This window comes from Patulibacter sp. NPDC049589, from assembly GCF_040675535.1.
Taxonomy (GTDB): Bacteria; Actinomycetota; Thermoleophilia; order Solirubrobacterales; family Solirubrobacteraceae; genus Patulibacter.
Map to the genome: position 1 here is coordinate 33,123 of NZ_JBFAPC010000006.1, position 22,570 is coordinate 55,692.

The window sequence follows — 22,570 nt, forward strand, 5'->3', positions numbered from 1 at the left end:
TCACCCCGCGGGGGCACACCGCGCGAACAGCCGTGCGATCCGCTGCGGCTCCGCGCCGGGGTCGGCGGGCATCGGTCGCCGGGCGAGGAACGTACCGGCCGCCGGCCCGTCGAAGACGAAGGCCGAGAGGAAGAGCGTGCCGGAGCCGCCCGACGCCACCTCGACCCCCGGCACGCCGACCGACGGGGCCGACGGCACGTCGTCGTCGCCCCCGCAGACGCTGACCGGGTCGGCGCGCGGGGCCCGGCCGCGGTCGAGGAGGACCAGGCGCCAGCTCGAGAAGTCGTGCGGTCGCCGCTGCGCCTCGATGAGCATCCACGGGCGTCCGCCGGCGCGGAACGTCGAGCGACGGCCATGGCTGGCGGGGAAGCCGGCCGCGTTCAGCGTCTCGTCCAGCGCGCGGTCCGGCTCGGCGGTCCAGTCGCGGAAGTTCCGCAGCGTGCCGATGCCCTGCCGGTCGATGCCGTCGGCGCCGGCGTTGTAGTGGAAGCGCAGCGTGATCGCCGAGGCGCCGGGCGAGCCGTTCCAGTCGACGCGCGCGAACGACGGGGTCCCCTCGTTGTTGTCCGACAACGTCGCCGGCAGCTCCCGCTGCGTCGACCACGTGTTCGCCAGCAACCGGGCGCGGTCGGCGTAGGCGCGGACGCGGATCCGGCTGATCGCGTTGCCTTCGACCACGCGCACGTAGTCCTCGTAGGCCAGCAGGTAGCCGCCGTCGGGCGTGCGCTGCAGGACCGGCATGTTGCCGCCGTCGGCGTCGAGCTCGGCGACGTTGTCCCAGTGCAGCAGGTCCTTCGACGTCGCCAGGCCGACGGCGAAGTCCGCGGGCCCCTTCCCGGTCGGCCAGTGGTAGACACCCAGCCACCCGTCACCGTCCGGGTCGGGGACGACGGACAGGGCGGTCAGCTGGTGCCCGTGCTGGTCGGTGGCGCTGGTGCGGGTACGCCGATCGTCCGAACCTCGAGGAAGCAGGACGACGAGCAACGCGACCACGGTGAGCACGACCACGCCGGCCGCGAGGAGCCGGAGTCGCGCCACGGCGGGGAACGATGACCGGTGGGGCGGCAGCGGTCAACCGGGCCGAGCGACCGCCCCCGCGGGCGGGGCGTCACGCGCCGCTCGGCGTGCGGGAGCCCGATCCCGTCGGCACCTCGAGGCCGGCGATCCAACGCTCGAGGCGGCGGGACTGCTTGGCCATGTTGGTTGGATCGTGCATGGCGTTGGAGAGCAGAGCCGCCCCTTGGTAGGTGGCGAGCAGCGTGACCGCCAGCTCTCGCGGGTCGCGTTGGCCCATCGCGGCGAAGCGCTCCTCGGCCCAGTCGATGAACGGCGTGAGCAGCACGTCGCCGGCCTGTCGGCTCATCGCGTCATCGCGCTTGCCGAGCGCGGAGACCAGGCTGCCGAACGGGCAGCCGTAGAGGGCCGTGACGGTTCCGTCCTCGTCGTGCATCAGCTCGCGCGCGAACGCCTTGAGCTGCGCCCGGGGGGTGCGGCGGCGGGAGACGTGCGCGAGGAACGCCTCCCGCTCGCGCACGAGCGCGGACATCGCCGCGCTCTACGCGCTCGCGCTCACCGAGGCGCCCGCCGGCTCCTACTACCTCGGCGCCAACCGCTGACAGCCCCACGATGACCGAGATCGCCAAGGCCGTCAGCGTCGCCCGCGGACTGGACGGCCGCGTCGCCCCCGAATCGCTCGAGCAGTCACGACAGCGCCTCGGACCGTTCACCGACGCCGTACTGATCGACGCGCAGATCAACGGCCAGCGTGCCCACGACCTGGGCTGGCGGCCGAGCGGACCGTCGCTGCTCGACGACCTCGCAACGATCGGCAACGCATGAACACCGTGAGAACCGGGGGCCAGACGTCCCCTTCGACGCCCCCCCGAACCGCTGACGGAGACCACCGTGAACACCGCTTCCCCCGACCCCGCAACCGGCCCGAACGTGACTCGGCGCATCGACTTCCGCCCGGGCATGGACATGTACTGGGACGTCGTGCGCACCGGCGAGGACACCGATGGTGAGCTGTTCGAGGTGCATGGCTGGCTCGGTCCCCACCAGCCCAGTCCCCCCGTGCACGTGCACGACAACGCCGAGGACAGCTTCGAGATCGTCGAGGGCCGGCTCGACGTGCAGCTCGACGGCACCTGGCGGACCTACGGTCCCGGGGAGCGCGCCGCGGCGGCTCCTGGTCTCCGGCACACCCTGCGAAACCCGCACGACGAGCCGGTGACGTTCGTCAACCGCCACCGCCCCGCCGTCGACTACGAGGGGTTCTTCCGCGACATGGCGTCGCTGACATCGACCGGGAAGATGGGCGCCGGAGCACCGCGCAGCCCGCGGCAGGCGATCTACGCAGCGATGCTGTTCAAGGCCCACCCGACCGCGATCCGCATGTCGCGCCTGCAGCGATTCGCATTCACGACGCTGTCGGGCCTGGGCCGGATGCTCGGCATGCGCCGATGACCGCGTGGATCGGGCCCGCCGCGCCGATGCGCGGCTGAGTACTGAACGCCGACGGCCGCCGGTGCGCTCGCTCGCACATTCGCAGCGGTGGTCCTTGGACTCCTGGGTCTTCAGATTGCCAGCGTGGGCCGTCTACGCGGTCGCGGCGACCTTCACCACCGGTCTGGGCACGCGTTCCGAGTGCCTCACCCGGTCACTGCTCGAGGGCGTCGAGCGTCGCTCCGATCTCCGCCGTGAGGAGATAGAGATCCGCGTCGGTGGGGTCGTCGGGGTCGAACGGGTGGAAGCCGAGGCGTTCCCACCACGCGCGTGCCTGCTCGTGGAGAGCGGTGACGACGACGGCGCGGCAGGCGGCCTTGGTGTTCAGCTCGACGGCGGTCGCGAGGACATGGGCGACGAGCGTGGTGGCGATGCCGAGTCCGTGGCACCGCTGGTCGACGGCGAGGCGGCCGAGCAGGAGCGCGGGCACGGGGTCTGGAGCGTGCTTGGCGATCGAGACCGGAGCGGCGCTGCGGTCGATCGCGGTCATGGCGAGGCTCGCGTAGGCCACGACCTGATCGTCCGGGGTGGCGATGACCCAGGTGGCGGCGGTGTCGCGCCGGCGGTTCTGGCCGGCGTAGCGGCGCAGCCAGTCGTCGAGTGCGGGCTCGCCGGAGTGGAAGTCGCTGCGGTCGTGGCGAGCCGGGTCCAGCGGCTCGGGGCGGCGGAGGTCAGTCAACCCAGCGAAAGCGACGCGGCCGTCCCAGCGCGGTGGCGAGTCGCTCGTTCACGCGGGCGGGTTGCGCGAGCGCGTCGCTGAACGCCTGGGCAGCTTGCGGTGACAGGTCGATGACCGTCCGCTCTGCGAGCACCCGCTCGGCGTGCTGGGATGCGGCGGCGAGCACGAACGCCGAGAGGCTCTGGTGCGTCGTGTCGGCAGCGCGTTCGAGCAGCTGCTTGCGTTGCGGGTCGACGCGGATCTGCAGCCGCTGCTCCTTGATCGTGGCCATGTACTCATTTTGGCAGTACACGCGCCGGGCGTCAATACGGTGGGTGTGCCCTCGAGCGTGGCCGAAGCGCGCACGCTCTGGGACGCGCCGCCGAGAGCTCCTCTCCGACGCGGTCGTCGAATGTCCAGAAGTGGACGCTTGGGACGTCCAGGACTGCGTGGTCGGCGCGATGACGTGCGCCTACGGTCACGAGCATGACGCGGAACAGCTCAGTCGGGGCCCGGCTCCTCGCGGTCGTCGCGGTCGTCGCGTTCTTCACCGTCGCGGCGGGCCCGGCGCACGCCGCGCCACGCCTGATCGTCGCGCCAGGCGGCGGCGCGCTCGTCACGCAGGAGCCGGTGCGGGTCGAGCTCACCCACCGGGCCGGCACGAAGACCCGCGTGCGCCTGGGTACCCGCGACGTGACGTCGCGCTTCCGCGTGGCGGGCCGCCGTCTCGTGGGCCGGCTGAAGCTCGGCGACGGCCTGCGCCACGGGCAGAACCACCTCACGGTCGTTGCGACACGCGGCGGGAAGGCGGAGGACCGGCAGACCCGCTCGTTCTTCGTCATGCGCCGCAGCCGGCACTTCGTCCGGGTGCAGCTCCAGGGCACCAACCCGACGCGCCTGCAGATCGACATCACCTCCGGCGCGTCTCACGCGTCGCTGTCCCGGCGGCGGCGGACGCTGCGCGTCTCGCTCAACGGGCACTCGGTGACGAGCGCGCTGACCGCCCGCACGGGCACGCGCTGGGCGGGCACGCTCTCGGGGACGCACGGGCTGCGCCGCGGCGTCAACCGGATCCGGGTGTACGTCGCCGAGCCGCGCGCCGGCCGCTACGAGGTGTACTCGCGGCGCTTCACCGTCCGCCGAGATCGCCCGCTGGCGGCCGCCGGCGCCGACCGCGCGACCCGTCCGCGCGTGGGCGTCCGGCTCGGGGGCAGCCACCGCGCCGCCCGCGGCGGGCGGCTGTCCTACCGCTGGACGCTGGTCACCAAGCCCGCAGGATCGCGGTCGCGGATCAGCGCACCCACCAGCGCGCGTCCCTCGCTCGTGCCCGATCGCCCGGGGCACTACGTGGCACGCGTGCGGGTCGACGAGCGCGGGCGCGGCGCCGCGCCGGGGGCGCATGTCCGGGTGGGCTCCTCGACCGACGACATCGCGGTCGACGTCGGCCCGAAGGCGTCGCTGGTCTCCCTGGCGGCCAACGCGTTCCCCGTCGGGCCTCGGGGGATCCAGGTCGGCGACCCCGCCGAGGGCGGCGTGTTCTACCCGCACACGGGACCGGCGGCGACGATCCAGGTCCTCGAGCTCGATCGCCACACGCTGACCCCGACGAACGCGAGCACCACGTGGTGCTGCGACGACTCGCCCGAGCACGCGCTCGAGAGCCTCAAGGCGAAGCTCGTGGCGTCGACGGCCGACGACCTGGTCGTCGTGGCGCTCCCGCCGCAGCGGGCCACCCTGCCGCCCAGCCAGTACCGGGCGTTCAACGAGGTGCTGGACCTGATCGGCGTGGATCCCCTCGACGCCCGCGACGACCTCAACAAGCCGGGGCAGCAGATCGTCGCCGTCGGCGTGCCGAGCGGCGGCAGGGGCAGCGGCTGGGTCCTGCGCAGCCACCGGGCCAACCCGCAGCTCGCCAGGCAGGGCTGGCTGATGCCGGACGGCGATCTGAGCGCCGGCTACCGCTTCCAGCCGCTGCGGTTGCCGTTCGACACCAGCTCGGCGTCGACCGCGACCTCGAACACGATGACGTTCGCCGGTCACGACGTCACCAGTCCGCCGCTGCGCACCGCGACCGGGTACCACTTCGTCGCGGTCGACCCGGCGGACCTGAGCGTCGTCCGCAACCTCTCGTTCGACAACGACGCGGCCGGCAACGCCGGGCTGGCGCAGGCGATCGCGGCCGCGAGCGAGCTGGACGACATCGGCAACCGGACGGGCCGGGGGACCTACGTCGCGCTGCAGAGCATCGGTCGATTCGCGCCGGACAACCCGGGGTGGGACACGGCCTCCCGCACCGACAGCGTCGCCACGGCGCTGGCTGCGATCGGCGCCAACCCGCACGACTTCAACTACCGCTCGGCGAGCTACGCGTTCTTCGGCGGCGCGCACCTCGGCGCGCAGGGGGCGGCGCAGTCCAACGCCGGAATCGTCGCCGACTCCACCGGACCGACGTACCAGAGCGGCAAGCTCAGCGGCGCGGCGCGCATGAACCCGGACGGGTTCTTCGCACCACCCACGGGCCCCTCGACGGCCGCCCCCGTCGAGTCGCTCTACGACGTCGTGTTCGACACGAAGACCGTGGCCTACCCGTACACGACGGGACCCGACGTCGGCGAGTACACGAACGCCATGAAGTACATCTCCGGGCAGCTGAGCGACCCGTCGGTGAACCGGTTCGGCAAGGACTTCACGCCCGACAGCGGTCCGAGATTCGACACCGACATCCGCGGTGCCTACGTCGGCCTCCCCGACTACGCCCAGTGGGACGACGCCGCCGCGGCCCTCGCCGACAAGGTGCACTACCCCGGCCGGGCCGCCGGCGCGTGCGCCGGCCCGCCGGACGCGGGCGACGCACCGGGCTTCACGCTCCAGCAGTTCTGCGCCCTGAAGAGCCAGCTCGGGCAGGAGATGGTCGCCCTGGTCCGCACGAAGAGCTTCACCGACAAGCTCAAGGCCGCGGTCCTGCAGGCGTCCAACGGGGAGGCGGGCATCCTCAACACCACCTACACCACGATCAAGGACGCGGTCGATCCTCCCGACGGGGAGATCGCGGCGCCGATCCTCGGGTTGATCAGGACGCTCGCGGAGTTCGCCGACCTGGCGGAGGTCACGTTCGCCCCGGAGGTCGCGGTCGCCGTCAGCCTCGGCGCGGACATCATCGACCTCACCAGCGCGGTGGCGACGTCGTCGAGCAAGCCCATCGGCGAGACGCTCGGCGACAAGGCGTCGGAGCTCGGCGCCGACCTCCAGGCCGACGTCGAGGCCTCCGCGAAGGGCGTGGACAGCATCCGCGTGACGGCGATGTCCGACTGGGGGCGCCTCCAAGCGCTCGACGCCGCCGCTCGTCGCGTCGCGTCGCAGTCGATCGACGCGCTCGACGACCAGCTCGAGAACGCGAGCGGCCGGTACATGGCGTCCGCGTTGATGTCGAGCCTCAAGCAGGGCCACTACCACGCCTTCCGGATCAAGACCGACGGCTCCGGCCGGGACGGCGGCCCCAGCCCCAACGACTGTCGCTACCGGTTCCGCGGCGCGCCCGACGGCGCATGGGTGCCGATGTTGTACGAGCTCGACCAGTGGTCGTCGATGGTCTTCGCCTGGGACGGCAACACCTCCACCGACTATCCGCCCAACGAGATCCTCACCCAGATGTTCGAGTCGCCGCACCTCGGGGCGCCGATCGCGAAGCTCGGGCGTGGGTACGGCATCGACAAGACGACGTGGATGTGGCAGCAGGCCGACGCGGACACGACCGCCTACCGCCAGTACGACACGTGCACGTTCGGCGAGTGACCGGTTCGGGAACGGTCGTGCGGCGACGACGAACGGGAGGCGTGTGGACCCGTCTGACGTCGGGTGCGGGGCGGCTGGCCCGCTGGCCCCTGCCGATCGTGGTCGCCTGCGCCCTCGTGGCTCCTTCGGCGGCGACCGCCGCCGAGCGCTGCGCGCCCGGGCAGTTCGATCGCGGCGGCACGTGCACGAGCTTCCGGGCCGCGGCGCGGCGGGCCGTCGAGATCACCCGGTCGGTGATGGGCACCGAGGGCGGCCGGGCGGCGATCGTGCGCGTCGACATCGGCGGTCGTACCCTCGTCGACCGCGGCTTCGGGCAGTCGATGGAGGGCGTCCCGGCGTCGCGGGACATGCACTTCCGCCCCGGCGCGATGGTGATCCCGATGCTGTCGACCCTGCTCCTGCAGTTGCAGGACGCGCGCCGCCTGGACCTCGACGACCGGCTGTCGCGCTGGTTCCCGAGCTTCCCGAACGCGGATCGCGTCACGCTGCGCCAGCTCGCCAGCTCGACCTCCGGCTATCCGGACTACCTCCAGGGGAACCTCCCCTTCCAGACGGCGCTCCACGCCGACGTCTTCCGTCACTGGACCGACGACGAGCTCCTCGAGTACGCGTTCGACCGGCCGCTCGTGTGCGCTCCCGGGGCGTGCTTCCACTACGCGCACACGAACTTCATCGTCCTCGGCAGGGTGGTGGAGCAGGTCACCGGGCGGTCGGTGGCGAGCCTGATCCGCTCGCGGTTCCTCGGTCCCCTCCGGCTCACGCACACGAGGATCTCCAAGCTCCCGGGCATCCCGGCGCCGGCCCTGCACGCGTACACCACCGACCGTGGGGTCTACGAGGACGCGACCACCTGGAGTCCGTCGTGGGGGATCGGCGAGGGGATGGTCATGACGTCGACCGCCGGCGACATGATCCGGATGATCCGCGCGATCGGCTCGGGGCGCCTGTTCTCGAAGGCCGCCGCGCGTCAGCTCACGACGCCGCTGTCGCGGGGCCTTCCGGGCTCGCCCGCGTCGATCGAGTACGGGCTCGGCATCGACGTCGCCAACGGGTGGATGCTCCAGAACCCGCAGTTCAACGGCTACGTCGGGATCCTCGCCTACCTCGCGCAGCGGAGGATCGCGATCGTCGTCGAGAACACCAACGGCCCCGACGTCGCGGACGGGCAGGCGATCAGCGGCACGATCACCAAGCGCCTCACGCAGTACTTGACGCCCGACCGTCCGATCGCGAAGTGAGCGGCTTCCGCGCCAGCGCCGCGAGCTCGCGGTGGATGCGGGGTTCGAAGACGAGGGCGCGGCTTTCGCGGGCGACGCGCCCCGCGCGGGCGAGGACCGCGTCGATCCGCTCGCCCGCGGCGGCCCCCTGGACGGCGATCAGGACCTGCGCGAGCGTGATCCGCGCGGACAGCCCGCAGGTGGTGAGATCGCGGGCGTCCGTGATGGCGACCGCCTCGTCGGCGGCAGCGAGCGCGCCGGACGACTCACCGAGCGCGAGCCGGCACCGCGCGACCGTCGCGAGCAGCAGCGGCTCGTAGTAGAGGCCGATCCGGCGTCGGCGGATCGCCGCGAGCGTGGATTCGGCGTCGGCGAGCGCGGCGACGAAGCGCCCCGCGCCCGCGTCGGCGACCGCGGCGGGAACCGCGCAGGCGATCGTGTGGACCGCGTTGCCGGCCCGTTCGGCGATCGCGAGGCCGAGGTCGGCGCTGTGGCGTGCCGCTGCGAAGTCCCCGATCTCCGCCTCGAGCAGGGCGCGGTTGGCGTGCACGGCGGATGCGGTCTCGGGGTCCGCGTGCTCGTGGGCCATCTCGATGCTGCGGTCGAAGTCGCGGCGGGCGGCATCGAGCTCGCCCAGGTAGCCCCGGCACGTCCCGCGGTCCCCGAGCGCGTGGGCGACGGGGCAGACGAAGGCCCGGCGCGCCCCCACGGTCGGGTCGCCGCCGGCCAGCGCCAGCGCCGCGCCGAGCGTCTGCAGCGCCTCGGTCGTCGAGCCCGCGATCCAGCTCGCGTACGCGACGCCGCAGGACGCGGTGATGACGCGCCCGGCATCGCCGGACGCGATGGCCGCGCGGCTGGCGTGGCGAAACGCATCGAGGCCCTCGCGCTCGTGGCCGCTGTGGAGCAGCGTCCCGGCGTAGTACAGATCCGCGGGGAACGGCTCGACGTCGGCGCGCACCTCGGCGTGGATCTCCGCCGTCTCCGTGGACGAGATGTCCAGTCTCCAGGCCAGGCTGAGGATGCCCAGTCGGGCCCGCGACGCGAGCTCCTCGCGCGCGGGACCGGCGTCGAGCTGGTCGGCGAGGTGGCGGACGCGGCGCCAGTGGCGCAGACCCTCCGCCGGGGACGGACCCTCGGCCCAAGCGGCCGCGCGCGCGTGCCAGCCCGCGGCGGCGGGGACGTCACCGGCGGCCTCGCAGTGGTGGGCCACGAGGGCGGCACGCTCGTCCAACCCGTCGGGGTACGTCCGCTCGATGGCGGCCGCGACCGTGCGGTGCGCCCGTGCTCGCCGGTCCGAGAGCTGGGAGGCGTAGGCGACCTCCTGCGTCAACGGGTGCTTGAACACGTACTCGCGGCTGCCGGCCGTCTCACGGGGGATGACCCACTGTGCGCCGGCGAGCAGCGCGACCGCGTCGGTCAGCTGCCGCTCGTCGAGGTCGCACACCGCCGTCAGCAGGGGTCCGGGGATCTCCGTGCCGATCACCGACATCGTCTGCACCAGCGCCTTCTCGCGGGCGGGCAACCGATCGATGCGCGCCGCGAGCCCCGCCTGGACCGTCGCCGGCAGCACGAGACCGTCCAGCTCCGCCGTCAGCCGATACGCCCCGCGAGCGCCCGTCACGGAGCCGTTCTCGACGAGCGTCTGGACGATCTCCTCGAGGAAGAACGGGTTGCCCGCGGTCCGCGCCTCGATCCGCGCCGTGAGCCCGTTGAGCGACCCGTCGCGCCCGAGCAGCCCGGTGAGCAGATCGTCGGCCGCATCGGCGTCGAGGGGCCCCAGGTCGACCTGGGCGTGCGGACCGCCGGTCGCCCAGGCCGCCTCGTACTCCGGCCGGTAGGTCCCGATCAGCAGCGTCCGCGTGCCCGCGACCGCCTCCACGAGCTCCTCGAGGAACGCGTCGCTCGCGTCGTCGAGCCAGTGGAGATCCTCGATCACCAGCACGGCCGCCTCACCGTGGCTGCGCGCGGTGAGCGCCCGCGTCGCGACGGCCAGCAGCCGGCGCCGGTGCGCCACGGCGTCGAGGACCGCGGGCGGCCGCCCGAGGTCCGCGACGCCGAGGAACTCGAGCACCAGGGGCAGGTCGTCCGCGAAGGCGGGATCGAGCGCCAGCAAGGTGCGCTCGATCCGCTCGCGGGCGACCTTCGGCGCGTCGCCTTCCGCGATCCCGAAGAAGTCGCGGTAGAGGGCGAGCACCGGCAGGAAGGGCACGTAGCGCCCGTGGGCGACACCCCGGGTCGCGGTGACCGCCAGCCCCCGTGCGGCGCAGTCCGCGGCGAACTCGTACACCAGCCGGCTCTTCCCCACGCCCGGATCGCCGACGATCCCGATCGCCCGCCCGTCCCCCTCCAGCGCCCGCGCGAGCGCGGCCCGGAGCTGCGCACGCTCGGCGTCGCGACCGATGAACGGCGACAGGCCGCGCGTGGCGGCGACGGCCTCCAGGCGCGTCCGCGCCGCGCCGGGCCCGACGAGCTCCAGCACGCGCTGGCGCCCCTGGACGCCCTTGACCTGAAACTCGCCCAGCTCGCGCAGCTCGAACTCGCCCTCGACGAGGGCGGCGGTGGACGCGCTGACCGCTGCCGACCCCTCGGGGGCGAGCGACTCGATCCGCTTCCCCAGCGCGGTCGTGTTGCCGATCGGCACGAAGTCCATGTGCACGTCGTCGCCGATCGCGCCGACGACCACCTCGCCGGAGTTCAGCCCGCACCGGACCGCGAACGCGGCTCCGTCGCTGCGCGCCACCTCGGCGGCCAGGACGGCCACCCCGCGCTGGAGCTCGAGGACGGCCAGGCACGCGCGCTGCGCGTGGTCCTCGTGGGCGAGGGGGGCGCCGAAGACCGCGAGGAGGCCATCGCCGGTGAACTGGTTCACGGTCCCCTCGAACGCGTGGACGGCGTTCGCGGCGATGGTCAGGAAGCGGTCGAGGACGAAGCCCCAGCGCTCGGCGTCCAGGGCGTGCGTCAGCGCCATCGAGCCGACGACGTCGGTGTACATCACCGTCACCTGCTTGCGCTCGCCCTCGATCCCCGTGCGCTCCTCGAGGATCCGGGTCTCGAGCCGGCTCGGCGCGCGGAGCGGCGTGGCGGTCGGCGTCAGGGCGACCCCGCACTGCTCGCAGAACCGCGCGCGCGGTGCCGCGCGATGCCCGCAGTCATGGCAATGTCTCAACCCCGTCACGCCCCCGGCGCGCGAGCCTACGGGTCCGTGCGCTCCGTGTCACGGGCGGGGGCCGCTCAGGTGGCCCGTCGCGTGAGCGCCTCGACGTCCAGCACGGTGATCCGCCGGCGCTCCGTCGCGATCCAGCCGAGCTCTCGCAGCGTCCGCAGGGCGCCGGCGACCCCGGCCCGTGAGGATGCCGTCCAGCTCCCGAGGTCCTCCTGCGTGAGCGGAAGCCTGATCTGGATCCCCGTGTCGTTGCGATCGCCGTAGCGCTCGCACAGCTCGATCAGGCGCGCGGCGACGCGGCCGACCGTGTCGAGCTCGCCGAACTGGAAGCGCGCGAGGTTGGCCGCGCGGAACCGCCCGCTGATCACGTCGATCAGCGTCAGTGCCGCGGTCGGCCGTTGCACGAGGTACGCGCGGAACTCCGAGGCTGCGACGGACTGGGCTGCGACGGGCTCGATCGCGGTGACGTTGCTCGAGCGCGGGTCGGCGTGGCTGAACGTGAGCTCGCCGAGGACGTCGCCGGAGCCGCGGAAGCTGAGCACGATCTCGCGCCCGCGGGAGTCGCTGATGCTCGCCTTGACGTGCCCGGCGAGGAGGAAGAGCAGGCGATCGCCCGGCTCTCCGCGGTGCATCAGGCGCTCGCCACGGGCGAACCGCCGCCGACCACCGAGGCTCAGCAGCGCATCGCGGTCGACGCCCGCGAGCAGCGCGAGGAAGGTGCCCGGCTCGGGCGTGTCGACGGTCACCGGGCGATGCTACCCCGCGTCGTCCTGCTGATCGTGCCGCCCGCCGGGCCGGGGCGGCGGGGACGGATCCTCCGGCGGGCTCGGCAGACGCGCGCCGCACCGGCGGCAGAACCGCGCCGTCCCCGACGAGGGTTCACCGCATACCCGGCAGCGAGCGGTGGGTCCGTGCTCCATCCACGGGACGCTACGTCGCCCCACCGTCAGCGGCCACCCAATTCTGGACGGAGGACACGGCCGGCGAGCGTCCAGAGCGAGACGTCCGGAAGGTCCAGGACTGCGTCGTCGAGCTCCAGGCGACCGACCAGCTGGGCCTCGCCATCAACGTGCTCGTCGGGGACTGGTCCGTCGCGCTCGGCGGGTGAAGCACGCCGGGACGTTCGGGGGCCTCGTCGCTGCGGCGAGCGGACCCGTCGAGCCCGACGAGCCTCCGTCGGCGCCCACCGGGCCGCCGACGGGCGCCGACGGGGACCCGGCGGCGCCCGGGGCTCAGACCCCGCCGGTCTGCGTGATCCTGGTGGTCGACGGCAGGGCCAGCGGGTCGTTCGCGCCCAGGTAGGACGTCAGCGCGTCGATGTCGACGTCGCCGCCGACCTGGTTCGTGCCCTGGTTGAACACCGAGAAGCCGTCGCCGCCCGTGGCGAGGAACGAGTTCATCGTCACCCGGTAGCTCGCCGCGGGATCGACCGTCGTGCCGTCGATCGTGATGCTCGCCGCGTCCACCCGCGACCCCGCCGCCCTCGTCGTGTCGTAGCTGTAGGCGAAGCCCTTCGACACGGAGAGGACGCGCTTGGCCCCCGCCGACGGGTTGTCGAACTGCTGCTCGAGCAGCGCCTTGATCTGCGCGCCGGTGAGCGTCTTGACCACGAGCGTGTTCGCGAACGGCTGCGTCGTGTACGCGTCGTTGTAGGTCACGTCGCCGTTCGGGGCGTTGAACGGCAGGTCGGCCCGGATGCCGCCCGGGTTCATGAACGCGACGACCGAGCCGCCCTTCGACGGCGGGCTCGACGCGGCGAGCTGCGAGTCGGCGATGACGTCGCCGAGCGGCGACTCCCCGGCGCCGTTGTTCGTCTTCGACAGGGTGCTCGGGATCCGTCCGATGACGCGGGCCGCGATCGGGGCGGCCAGCGCCTTGTACTTGTCGACGATCTGCTTGACCGACGCGTCCTCGGGCACGTCGCGGGTGACGAGCTCGTTCTTCGCGTCGGCCGCGGTCACGTCGCGGGTCTTCGGGTCGAGCGTCAGGTCGACCCGGGTGATCAGGCGACCGAACGACGACGCGCTCGTGACGAGCTTGCCCGCCCGCCGGCAGACGTACGGCTGGTGCGTGTGCGCGCTCAGCACCGCGTCGACGCGGGAGTCGAGGCGGTCGACGACCTCGCCGATGTCGCCGGTGACGTTGTCGCAGCGGTTGACGTCCTGGAAGCCGCCCGCGTACGGGGCGTTCTGCTGGCCGCCCTGGTGGATCAGCACGACGAAGGCCTGCACGTCCTGCGCGTCCGACAGGCGACGGACGATCCGGTTGACCGTGTCGGCCTCGTCGTCGAACGTCAGGCCCCGCACGCCGTCGGGCGTGACGATCTTCGGGGTGTCGCGGAGCGTGACGCCGATGAACGCCACGGGGATCCCGTCGACCTGCTTGATCTCGTACGGCGGCAGGATCGTGCGGTCGGTGTCGGCGTAGCGGACGTTCGCGGCGAGGTAGTCGAACGCCGCGCCCGTGAACGGCGTGCCGTCCTGGCACCCGTCGACGGGGTGGCAGCCGCCGAACTGCATGCGGTTCAGCTCGGCCGCGCCCTCGTCGAACTCGTGGTTGCCCACGCCGGCGTAGCTCATCCCCATGGCGTTCAGGGCCTCGATCGTCGGCTCGTCGTGGAAGAGGCCGGAGATGATCGGCGAGGCGCCGATGAGGTCGCCCGAGCCGACGACGATCGAGTGCTCCTGGCCGGCCTCGAGCTGCTTCAGGTGGGTGGCCAGGTAGGCGGCGCCGCCGGTCGGCGTCGTGACGCCGACGCCGGTCGGCGTGGTGCCCGACGAGCCGGTCGGGGGCTCGAGGTTGCCGTGGAAGTCGTTGAACGCCAGGACGCGCAGGTGGCTGGGGCCCGGCTCGACGGGGCCGGGGCCGGGAGCGCCGGTGTCGCCCTTGGGGCCGGGGGCGCCGGGGGTCCCCGGAGCACCCGGGGCGCCGGTCGCGCCGGTCGGCCCGGCGGGCCCCGCAGGACCGGCGGGACCGGGGGCGCCCTTCGAGCCGGTCGGGCCCTTGGGGCCCTTCGGCCCGCGAGGTCCGCGCTTGGCCGCGCGCTTGGCGGCGGCGCGCTGCTTGGCGGCCCGCGCGCGGGCGGCGGCCTTGCTGCGGGCGGTGGCCCGGCGCTTCGCGGCCTTGGTCGCGTTCGACGCGCGCGCATCCTTCGCGACGAACGCGGCGTGGGCGCCGGACGATGGAGTGGACGAGCGGTGGCCGGCCGGATCGGCGAGCGCGGGGGCGGACGTCGCGAGCATGCAGCCCGAGACGGCGAGTGCCACGAGGGCGGAACGCATGAGAGGGATCTCCTTGGGGCGAGGGACCCGCGGACGAGGGTCCGTACGCCAAGTTAGGGCGAACGGACCGCCGCGTGAACCCCCTTCACGGGCTGCTCACGAGTCGGTGCCCGGACGTTCACGGAAGGCCGGCGGCGGGCCGGTCGGAGGATGCCGGACGTCCGAACCGGCACCGTCACGTGCGCGCCCCACCGGGTGTTTCCGCTTTCGCGCGTGACCGACCGACCAGGCACCAGGCAGGCCGCCGTCTCCGTCCGCGGCCTCGAGCGGGCCTTCAAGGGCGGCATCGAGGCCGTCGACGGGCTCGACCTCGAGGTGCAGGAGGGCGAGATCTACGGGTTCCTCGGGCCCAACGGCGCGGGGAAGACGACGACCGTCCGCATCCTCGTCACGCTGCTGAAGCCGACCGGCGGCGAGGCCCGGGTCGTCGCCGCCCTCGGCCGCCGCGCGCTCAGCGTCCAGTTCCGTCGGGTGCAGCTGCTGATGCCGACCTTCGTGCTGCCGCTCCTCCTGCTCGCGGCGCCCGTCCGGCGCTCGAGCCTCGTCTTCGGCCGCATGGCGGGGACGCTCGGCCTGGCCGTCCTCCTGTTCACGGCGCCCGCGTTCGTCCCGCTCGACCTGCTGACCCCGACGTTGCACGACATCTCGGGGTACAACCCGCTGACCTCCGTCGTCGAGGGCGCGCGCGGGCTGCTGCAGGACGACACGAGCCTCGGCGACCCGCTGCTCGGCCTCGTCTCCGCGCTCGGACTGGCGGTCGTCGCGACCGGCCTCGCCGTCCTCGCCCTCCGCGACCGGGCGCGCCGCACGTGAGCTCCCGTCCTGCACGGGTGGCTCGAGACGGTCGCCCGGATCAACCCCGTGTCGCACGTCCTCGAGCTCGGCCGCCAGTCGACCGTCTCGGGCATCGACCTGAGTCTCGCGCACACCTGGCCGGGGCTCGCGTCGATCGCCGGGCTCGTCCCGTTCTTCGGCGCGCTCGCGCTCGTCGGGCTGTGGTGCATGGGGCGCTGAGACGGCGGGGGAGCAGGCCCTGCCCGCGGAGGCGGGCCGGCATGCACCCGTCACCACCTCTTCGCACGACGTTCGCGCGGGGTTCACAAGTGGGGGCCGGGTCGCGCCTAGCGTCCCGCCCGACGCGGCGTCCGCACCCACGCGACGCCCCGATCGAGGAGCCCCATGAACGTCGCACGTGCCGTCGTCAACCGATCAGCCCGCCGCCGCGCGGTCCGCGCCGTCGCCGTCGGCCTCGCCGCCACGGCCTCGGTCGTCGTGTTCCAGCCGGTCGCCGCCGCGACCGCGGCGCCGCTGACCGGCGTGGACCTGTCGACGTACGTGCGAGTCGGGCGCTTCAACCTGCCCGAGCCGACCCGGACGGCCGCGCCGGCCGGCAACCTGCTCGCGCAGGAGGCCTCGGGCGTCGCGTACGACTGGGACACCGACACCCTCTTCGTGGTGGGCGACGGCGGCACCTCGGTGACGCAGGTGAACAAGACCACCGGCGCGCTGATCGACACGATGACGCTGCCCGCCGGCAGCAGCGCGCAGCAGACGGAGTTCTACGACACGGAGGGCATCACCTACATCGGTGGCGGCCAGTTCGTGATGACCGAGGAGCGCGACCGGCAGCTCGTCCGCTTCACGTACGCGCCCGGCACCACGCTCACGCGCGCCCAGACCAGGACGGTCAAGCTCGGCACCACGATCGGCAACGTCGGCCTCGAGGGCCTGAGCAACGACCCGAAGACGGGCGGGTTCCTGGTCGTCAAGGAGAAGGACCCCAAGAGCCTCTTCCAGACCACGATCGACTGGAACGCGCTGACCGCGAGCAACGGCTCGCCCACCGCGACGGGCTCCACCGACCTGTTCGATCCGGCCCTGGTCCCGACGACGGACTTCTCCGACGTCTTCTCGTTGTCGAACCTGACGACGCTGACCGGTCCCGACGCGGACCGGATGCTGATCATCAGCCAGGAGGCCGGCAAGGTCCTGAACGTCGACCGCTCGGGCACCGTGTCGAGCTCGCTGACGCTCGTCAAGGACGCCGACAACCCGAAGTCCATCCCCGACCAGACGCACGAGGGCGTCACGATGGACAACGACGGGCGGCTCTACGTCGTGTCCGAGGAGGGCGGGGGCGACATCGACCACCCGCAGCTCTGGGTCTTCGCGCCGTCCGCCGCCCCGAACGCGGCGCCCACCGCGGTGACGCTGGGCAACACGACGCCCTCGATCGCCGAGAACGCGAACACCAGCACGCGCGTCAAGGTCGCCGACGTCACCGTGTCCGACGACGCCATCGGCACGAACGTGCTCGCGGTGACGGGCCCGGACGCCGACACGTTCGAGGTCGACAGCAACGGGCTCTACCTGAAGGCCGGCACGACGCTGAACGCCGCGACGAAGGCGAACTACACGGTCAGCGTCACGGTCGACGACCCGTCGGTCGGCAGCACCCCGGACGCCACCAGCGGCCCGTACACGCTGACGGTCACGCCCGTGTCCGGCGGCTCGATCGCGCCGTCGGTGATCGTCTCCGAGGTCTCCCCCTGGAGCAGCACCGCCACGGCCAGCCCCTACGCCGCGGACTGGTGGGAGCTCACGAACACCGGCACGACCACGGTCGATCTCACCGGGTGGAAGGTCGACGACGACTCCGGCTCGGCCGGCTCCGCCGCGGCCGCACTGGCGCTGAACGGCGTCAGCGAGCTGGCCCCGGGCCAGTCGGCGGTCTTCATCGAGGAGGGCGCCGTGGGCAGCACGGCCAAGGCCGACCTCTTCACGTCCTCCTGGTTCGGCACCGACGTCCCGGCCGGCTTCCAGATCGGAACGTACAGCGGCGGCGGGATCGGGTTCGGTCAGGGCGGCGACCAGGTCAACGTCTTCGACGCCACGGGCACGCGGGTGACGGGCGTCGCGTTCGGCGCGACGACGCCCGGCCGGACGCTCGACAACACGGCGGCGGTCGGCGGGACGTCGACGCCGCCGCCGACGATCAGCACCCTCAGCACGGCGGGCCAGAACGGAGCGAAGACCGTGCGCGACGGCACGAGCGACGCGGAGACCGGCTCGCCGGGCACCGTCCCGGTGGCGAACCCGGTCACGGTCTCCGAGGTCGCGCCCTGGGGCAGCGACGACGCGACGTACGCGGCGGACTGGTGGGAGCTGACGAACACGAGCAGCAGGACGGTCGACCTGACCGGCTGGAAGATGGACGACAGCTCGGGCGCGTTCGCGACCGCGGCGGCGCTCACCGGCGTGAGCACGCTGACGCCGGGCCAGTCCGCGGTCTTCCTCGAGGGTGACGCGACGAACGTGGCGGCGTTCAAGTCCGCGTGGTTCGGCTCGAGCATCCCGGCCGGGTTCCAGATCGGGTCCTACAGCGGCTCGGGCATCGGACTCAGCGGCAGCGGCGACGCCGTGAACATCTTCAACGCGTCCGGCGACCGGGTCACCGGGGTGAGCTTCGGCGCGCAGACCAAGAACGTCTCGTTCGACAACGCCGCGGGGATCGGGAGCTTCGCGCTGCCGCTGCCGACGATCTCGACCCTGAGCGTCGTCGGGCAGCGCGGCGCCTTCCTGGCGCACGACGAGATCGCCTCCCCGGGGACGATCACGCAGGCCGCGATCGGGCCGAGGCTCTCGACCGACACGCCGGCGTTCCCGGCCCAGGAGGTCGGCACGACCGGCCCCGGCCAGTGGGTCACGCTGACGAACACCGGCGACGCCGCGGTGGACATCAGCCGCCTCGCGATCCGCGAGGCCGACGACGCCTCCGCCGGCGACTTCCTCCTGACGAGCGACCGCTGCACCGACGAGGCGCTCGCGCCCGGCGCGACGTGCAAGGTGCAGGTGCGGTTCTCGCCGGGCCGCGCGAGCGCGACCTCGGTCGCGACCCTCGTGGTCACGTCCAACGTGCCCGGCAGCCCGACCACTGTGCCCCTGACGGCGATCAGCACGGCGGCGACGAGCGGCCCGACGGGGCCGACCGGCCCCACGGGCCCCACCGGTCCGACGGGCCCGAGCGGCTCCGACGGCGGGACGGGCCCCACCGGCCCGGCCGGTCCCACGGGCCCGAGCGGGTCCGACGGCGCGACGGGTCCGAAGGGCGACACCGGCTCCAAGGGCGACACCGGCGCCACGGGTGCGAAGGGTGACGCGGGCGTCGCCGGTGCGAAGGGCGACGCCGGGGTCAACGGCACGAACGGGGCCAACGGGACCAACGGCGTCGACGGCAAGGACGGCCCCGCCGGCCCGCAGGGCGCCCAGGGTCCGGCCGGCAAGAACGGGACGTTCGCCGTCGTCGCGACGCGCACGAAGGTCGCGGTCCGCCGCGGCCGCATGGTGACGCTGCGGCTGCGACTCGCCAACGACACCACGGCCAAGGTCGGTCGCTCCAAGGCCCGCGTGTCCGTGTCCAAGGCGCTGCGGGTGCGTGGCGCGCGGAACGTCGCGGTGCCGTCGCTCGCCCCCGGCAAGGCGCGCGACGTCGCGCTGAAGCTGCGGATCCTCGGCGCCGCGAAGCTCGGCACCCACGCGGTGAAGGTCGCGTTCACGATCAACGGCCGGACGATCACCCGCACGATCGCGGTGACGGTCACGCGCTAGCGACGCGCGGCGCACGGGGCGCCCCGGACGGCTCGGGCGACCGGGGCGCTACGTGCCGTGCACGGCCGCGATCGCGTCGGCCGCGGTGGACTCGAGGAGGGCGCGGGACACGCCGGCCTCGAGCGCCGCCGACACGGCGGTCTCGGCGGCCTCGTGGGCGTCGGCGGACGCCGCTCGCGTCGCGTAGCCCAGATGCGTGGCGGCCTCGACGGTCTCGGACGCCAGGAGCGCGCGGTGCGCGTGCTCGAGCGCGGCGCGCTGCTCGTCGGTGAGGGCGGCCGGGGGGCGTCGCGGCCCGTCGTCGTCGCGGCTCGCCGGCCACCAGCCCGGGCGCTTCACGCGGTCGACCCGCCGGCGGGGGACCGGGTCGGGGCTGCGTCGGCCCGGCCGGGGACCTGCGCCGGGCACGCGCGGCGTGCGCGGCCGGTCGTCCTCGTGCTGGTCCCGATGGCCCGTCGTCGTCCCGCAGGCCCGTGATCGGACATGGGGCCCTCCCTGGGGTGGTGGCGGAGACGCCCGGCCGGCCCCACGCGGCCGTCGGCCGCCGACCCCGGCCGGAGTCGTACCGACCAGTAGAACACAGTCGCGGCGGCGCCTCGACCGTCTGCGGCGTAGACCACCCGGGTGATCCACGCCGCAAGGAGCCGCGGGTGCTCAGCGGTTGTTCTGCCACCCGCCGCGCGTCACCGCGAGCGGCGTCAGCGAGGAGTCGCAGCCGATGACCGGCGCCATCGCCGTCAACGTCGGCGTGAAGCCCATCTTGTACGTGTCGGAGCCGTTCTCGTGGAGCGCGACGACCACGCCGGCGCCGAGGTTGCCGAGCAGCCCGGACGTCGACTTGCTGTCGAACGGGGAGAAGAAGCTGACGTCCTCGTCGTGCGTCTCCAGAGACGTGCGGGCCGCTCAGCCGGATGCTGCCCAGGGACGTCGGGAGTCCGATGACCGAGGCCAGGGGCCTCCTCGGCGACGAACGTCCCGGTCGCGGCCGCGAGTGGGGACAGGGCGTTCTCGCGAGCGATCATGGGTCCCTCCTCCGGCGGGGGCGGCGAGCCGCGTCTCCCTCGATCGGGGGTCGCGCCGGGAGCGACGTCGACGCCCGCGCGGCCGCGGTCCGTACCCGCCGGTGACGGCGAGAAACCGCTGCACGCCAGCGGTGTCCCGGGCGCCGCGAGCGGCAACGCGACGCGCCGTGCGACGCGTACCCGGAGAGGCCCCCGAGGGGTCCTACCCCCCCTTTCTGCGCACACAGACCACTGAGAGGGGGGAGGTTCCTCCGTACTCGCGCCCGTAGCGTCTGGTCACTGTTGATGAGGTTCGGATCGAGCGCCCTGGAGGCGCTCGGACGGGCCCGGTCCTGAGGAGAAGGTGTGAGCGTGACTGCGTTCAAGGATGCCGATGAGGTCTACGAGTACATCGGCGGCATGTTCGATACGGCGACGAAGACGCCGGCCTTCATCGAGGCGACCGAGGGCACGAGCCTCGTCATCCTGATCAAGCAGACGAACCCGGATGCGGCGATCCTCGTCGACTTCCCGGGGCAGAGCGTGAAGACGGGCGACGAGGCGCTGGCGGGGAAGTCGACCGTGCAGCTGCGGATGTCGTCGGACAACGCGAACAAGTTCTGGCAGGGCAAGTTGAACTTCACGCTGGCGATGGCCCAGCGGAAGGTGAAGCTCGACGGCAAGCGCTCCGTGGCGCTCAAGCTCCTGCCCCTCACCGAGGGCTTGTTCGACACCTACAAGCAGCGCCTGAAGGACACCGGTCGCGACGACCTCCTCGTCGGCTGACCGCCCGCCACCAACGCCCCGAACCACCCGAGACGGAACTGAACCCATGGCTTCCACCCAGACCGACGACTACCAGGCCCCGACGTCCGACGCGTCCTTCGACGCCTCGCTGAGCGACACCGACTTCGACGCGCTCTTCGAGCAGGCCGAGGAGCTCTCGCAGTACTTCCGCGAGATCGGCCCGGAGTACGACAAGAAGAACACCTTCGCGTTCCCGACGATCGAGAAGTTCAAGGCCACGGACCTCGGTGGCCTCTCGGTCCCGAAGAAGTTCGGCGGCGCCGGCGGCAGCCTGCTGCAGACGTCGAAGGTCATCTCCGAGCTCTCCAAGGGCGACTCGGCGATCACCCTCGCGTACAACATGCACTACATCATGGTCGGCATCGCCGGCGGCCTGATGAGCGACGAGCAGAACGACTACTGGCTCGGCCGCGTCGTCAAGAACAAGGAGCTCATGTTCGGGCCCTTCTCCGAGAAGCGCGCCGGCTTCTCGGGCCTGGCCGACATGAAGGCCATCCCGCAGGAGGGTGGCGGCTGGAAGATCTACGGCACCAAGACGTGGGGCACGCTCTGCGACGCCGCCACGATCATCACGACCAACGCCACGATCACGGACAAGGACGGCAACCTGCCGGACACGTTCGAGGAGCGCGTCGCCGCGGAGTCCTTCTTCATCCAGGACTTCAACTTCGACCCGGACACCCTGCAGGGCGACGGCTTCCACGTCGAGCGGACCTGGGACTCCCTGGGCATGCACGCCACGGGCACGCACACGATCGTGTTCGACGGCTTCTTCATCCCGGAGTCGGGCTTCATCTGCGAGTGGCGCACCGGCGCGTTCGGCGTCCTCGAGTGGGCGTCCCTGATGTTCGCCTCGATCTACCTCGGCATGCAGGCCCGGGTGCTCGAGGAGTCCATCAAGGTCCTCTCGAAGAAGACCCTGGGCGCCGTCTTCGGCGCCACGGTCGCCGCGGACGTCAAGGTCGCCGGCGTCGGCCACATCATCGACGGCGTCGGTGACATGGCCTCGCGCTACGAGATCTCCCGTCGGACGCTCTACCGCACCTGCGAGGAGGTCACGCTCGGTCTGGACGACGACTGGCCGATCGAGCTGCGCTTCCCGTACATCGGGCTGGCGAAGACCTTCATCGCCGAGAACGTCATGCACATGACGAAGCACGCGATGTCGATGGTCGGCGGCATGTCCTTCCGTCGCGGCATGATCTTCGAGCGCCTCTACCGCGACTCGGCCGCCTCGCTGTTCCAGCCGCTCAACGGCGACCAGGGCCGCACCTACATCGGTGAGTACCTGCTGCAGCCGGAAGAGCTCGAGGACTAGGACCCCGCAACACCTCGAGTGGCCACCGGCCCCGTCCTCTTCGAGGGCGGGGCCGGTGTCGTCTCCGGGGACGGCGAACAGACGCCGAGCAGGATCCGATCTTCCGATGGGTGGATCCAAGAGGGCCGGTTGTTCGACATCGGTCGAACCTGGGCGACTCCGGGCGAACGTACGCTCGATCGGATCGGTTCGGCCGCCCTCGCGGCCCGCCGACGAGCCA

The 22,570-nt window shown here is 72.8% G+C and carries 18 protein-coding genes; 9 read left to right on the forward strand and 9 right to left on the reverse strand.

Translation table 11 applies throughout. The features are described from left to right. On the reverse strand, nucleotides 1-1,038 hold the full coding sequence (locus AB0L40_RS02145) for a hypothetical protein (RefSeq protein ID WP_364348452.1): 1,038 nt from the start codon (nucleotides 1,036-1,038) through the stop codon (nucleotides 1-3). Between the two features lie 70 nt (nucleotides 1,039-1,108). Further along, nucleotides 1,109-1,546, reverse strand: a complete 438-nt coding sequence (locus tag AB0L40_RS02150) for a TetR/AcrR family transcriptional regulator (protein WP_364348455.1) — start codon at nucleotides 1,544-1,546, stop codon at nucleotides 1,109-1,111. 80 nt (nucleotides 1,547-1,626) lie between these two features. Here AB0L40_RS02150 and AB0L40_RS02155 point away from each other — a divergent pair, with 80 nt between their 5' ends. Both AB0L40_RS02155 and AB0L40_RS02160 read left to right on the forward strand, forming a co-directional pair. After that, nucleotides 1,627-1,839 (forward strand): hypothetical protein, encoded by a 213-nt coding sequence (locus AB0L40_RS02155; protein WP_364348458.1) that lies wholly within the window; start codon nucleotides 1,627-1,629, stop codon nucleotides 1,837-1,839. A gap of 66 nt (nucleotides 1,840-1,905) precedes the next feature. Then, a complete protein-coding gene (locus AB0L40_RS02160) occupies nucleotides 1,906-2,466 on the forward strand; it encodes a cupin domain-containing protein (RefSeq protein ID WP_364348461.1) in 561 nt (186 codons plus the stop codon). Between the two features lie 193 nt (nucleotides 2,467-2,659). Here AB0L40_RS02160 and AB0L40_RS02165 read toward each other — a convergent pair whose 3' ends face one another. Continuing rightward, nucleotides 2,660-3,184: a GNAT family N-acetyltransferase gene (locus AB0L40_RS02165; protein WP_364348464.1), complete on the reverse strand. Its 525-nt coding sequence runs from the start codon at nucleotides 3,182-3,184 to the stop codon at nucleotides 2,660-2,662. Beyond that, a complete protein-coding gene (locus AB0L40_RS02170; RefSeq protein ID WP_364348467.1) occupies nucleotides 3,177-3,455 on the reverse strand; it encodes a DUF1778 domain-containing protein in 279 nt (92 codons plus the stop codon). Before AB0L40_RS02170 ends, AB0L40_RS02165 begins: the two co-directional genes overlap by 8 nt. A gap of 194 nt (nucleotides 3,456-3,649) precedes the next feature. Here AB0L40_RS02170 and AB0L40_RS02175 point away from each other — a divergent pair, with 194 nt between their 5' ends. Then, nucleotides 3,650-6,955 (forward strand): hypothetical protein, encoded by a 3,306-nt coding sequence (locus AB0L40_RS02175; protein WP_364348470.1) that lies wholly within the window; start codon nucleotides 3,650-3,652, stop codon nucleotides 6,953-6,955. Between the two features lie 41 nt (nucleotides 6,956-6,996). Further along, the gene (locus AB0L40_RS02180) at nucleotides 6,997-8,193 is read left to right on the forward strand and encodes a serine hydrolase domain-containing protein (RefSeq protein WP_364348473.1); all 1,197 of its coding nucleotides are present in this window, start codon (nucleotides 6,997-6,999) and stop codon (nucleotides 8,191-8,193) included. Here AB0L40_RS02180 and AB0L40_RS02185 read toward each other — a convergent pair. The 3 genes from AB0L40_RS02185 to AB0L40_RS02195 all read right to left on the reverse strand — a co-directional run bounded on the left by AB0L40_RS02185 (nucleotide 8,153) and on the right by AB0L40_RS02195 (nucleotide 14,616). Beyond that, nucleotides 8,153-11,347 (reverse strand): AAA family ATPase, encoded by a 3,195-nt coding sequence (locus AB0L40_RS02185; protein WP_364348476.1) that lies wholly within the window; start codon nucleotides 11,345-11,347, stop codon nucleotides 8,153-8,155. The two genes, AB0L40_RS02180 and AB0L40_RS02185, sit on opposite strands and share 41 nt — an antisense overlap. Before the next feature lie 56 nt (nucleotides 11,348-11,403). Further along, nucleotides 11,404-12,081 (reverse strand): Crp/Fnr family transcriptional regulator, encoded by a 678-nt coding sequence (locus tag AB0L40_RS02190; protein ID WP_364348479.1) that lies wholly within the window; start codon nucleotides 12,079-12,081, stop codon nucleotides 11,404-11,406. A gap of 486 nt (nucleotides 12,082-12,567) precedes the next feature. After that, nucleotides 12,568-14,616, reverse strand: coding sequence for a bifunctional metallophosphatase/5'-nucleotidase (locus AB0L40_RS02195; protein WP_364348482.1), 2,049 nt, complete (start codon nucleotides 14,614-14,616; stop codon nucleotides 12,568-12,570). 213 nt (nucleotides 14,617-14,829) lie between these two features. On the opposite strand from AB0L40_RS02195, the gene AB0L40_RS02200 reads away from it, so the two are divergent. From AB0L40_RS02200 to AB0L40_RS02210, 3 genes are all read left to right on the forward strand, one after another. Continuing rightward, nucleotides 14,830-15,429 carry an ATP-binding cassette domain-containing protein gene (locus AB0L40_RS02200; RefSeq protein ID WP_364348485.1) on the forward strand — a complete coding sequence of 200 codons (600 nt, stop codon included), beginning with the start codon at nucleotides 14,830-14,832 and terminating at the stop codon, nucleotides 15,427-15,429. 48 nt (nucleotides 15,430-15,477) lie between these two features. Then, entirely contained in the window at nucleotides 15,478-15,630 is a 153-nt protein-coding gene (locus AB0L40_RS02205; protein ID WP_364348488.1) for a hypothetical protein, read from the forward strand. A 165-nt stretch (nucleotides 15,631-15,795) separates the two neighbouring features. Beyond that, the gene (locus AB0L40_RS02210) at nucleotides 15,796-19,224 is read left to right on the forward strand and encodes an SdiA-regulated domain-containing protein (RefSeq protein WP_364348491.1); all 3,429 of its coding nucleotides are present in this window, start codon (nucleotides 15,796-15,798) and stop codon (nucleotides 19,222-19,224) included. Nucleotides 19,225-19,272: 48 nt separating this feature from the next. Here AB0L40_RS02210 and AB0L40_RS02215 read toward each other — a convergent pair whose 3' ends face one another. Both AB0L40_RS02215 and AB0L40_RS02220 read right to left on the reverse strand, forming a co-directional pair. Continuing rightward, a complete protein-coding gene (locus AB0L40_RS02215) occupies nucleotides 19,273-19,563 on the reverse strand; it encodes a hypothetical protein (protein ID WP_364348494.1) in 291 nt (96 codons plus the stop codon). A 315-nt stretch (nucleotides 19,564-19,878) separates the two neighbouring features. Next, nucleotides 19,879-20,025 (reverse strand): hypothetical protein, encoded by a 147-nt coding sequence (locus AB0L40_RS02220; RefSeq protein WP_364348497.1) that lies wholly within the window; start codon nucleotides 20,023-20,025, stop codon nucleotides 19,879-19,881. A 572-nt stretch (nucleotides 20,026-20,597) separates the two neighbouring features. On the opposite strand from AB0L40_RS02220, the gene AB0L40_RS02225 reads away from it, so the two are divergent. After that, nucleotides 20,598-21,011: an SCP2 sterol-binding domain-containing protein gene (locus AB0L40_RS02225; RefSeq protein ID WP_364348522.1), complete on the forward strand. Its 414-nt coding sequence runs from the start codon at nucleotides 20,598-20,600 to the stop codon at nucleotides 21,009-21,011. A 46-nt stretch (nucleotides 21,012-21,057) separates the two neighbouring features. After that, entirely contained in the window at nucleotides 21,058-22,350 is a 1,293-nt protein-coding gene (locus AB0L40_RS02230) for an acyl-CoA dehydrogenase family protein (protein ID WP_364348500.1), read from the forward strand. Nucleotides 22,351-22,570 lie beyond the last annotated feature (220 nt).

Coding starts and splice junctions, on each gene's coding strand:
- AB0L40_RS02150 (WP_364348455.1), bottom strand. CDS start 1,546: ATGTCCGCGCTCGTGCGCGAGCGGGAGGCGTTCCTCGCGCACGTCTCC.
- AB0L40_RS02155 (WP_364348458.1), top strand. CDS start 1,627: ATGACCGAGATCGCCAAGGCCGTCAGCGTCGCCCGCGGACTGGACGGC.
- AB0L40_RS02170 (WP_364348467.1), bottom strand. CDS start 3,455: ATGGCCACGATCAAGGAGCAGCGGCTGCAGATCCGCGTCGACCCGCAA.
- AB0L40_RS02175 (WP_364348470.1), top strand. CDS start 3,650: ATGACGCGGAACAGCTCAGTCGGGGCCCGGCTCCTCGCGGTCGTCGCG.
- AB0L40_RS02195 (WP_364348482.1), bottom strand. CDS start 14,616: ATGCGTTCCGCCCTCGTGGCACTCGCCGTCTCGGGCTGCATGCTCGCG.
- AB0L40_RS02210 (WP_364348491.1), top strand. CDS start 15,796: ATGAACGTCGCACGTGCCGTCGTCAACCGATCAGCCCGCCGCCGCGCG.
- AB0L40_RS02230 (WP_364348500.1), top strand. CDS start 21,058: ATGGCTTCCACCCAGACCGACGACTACCAGGCCCCGACGTCCGACGCG.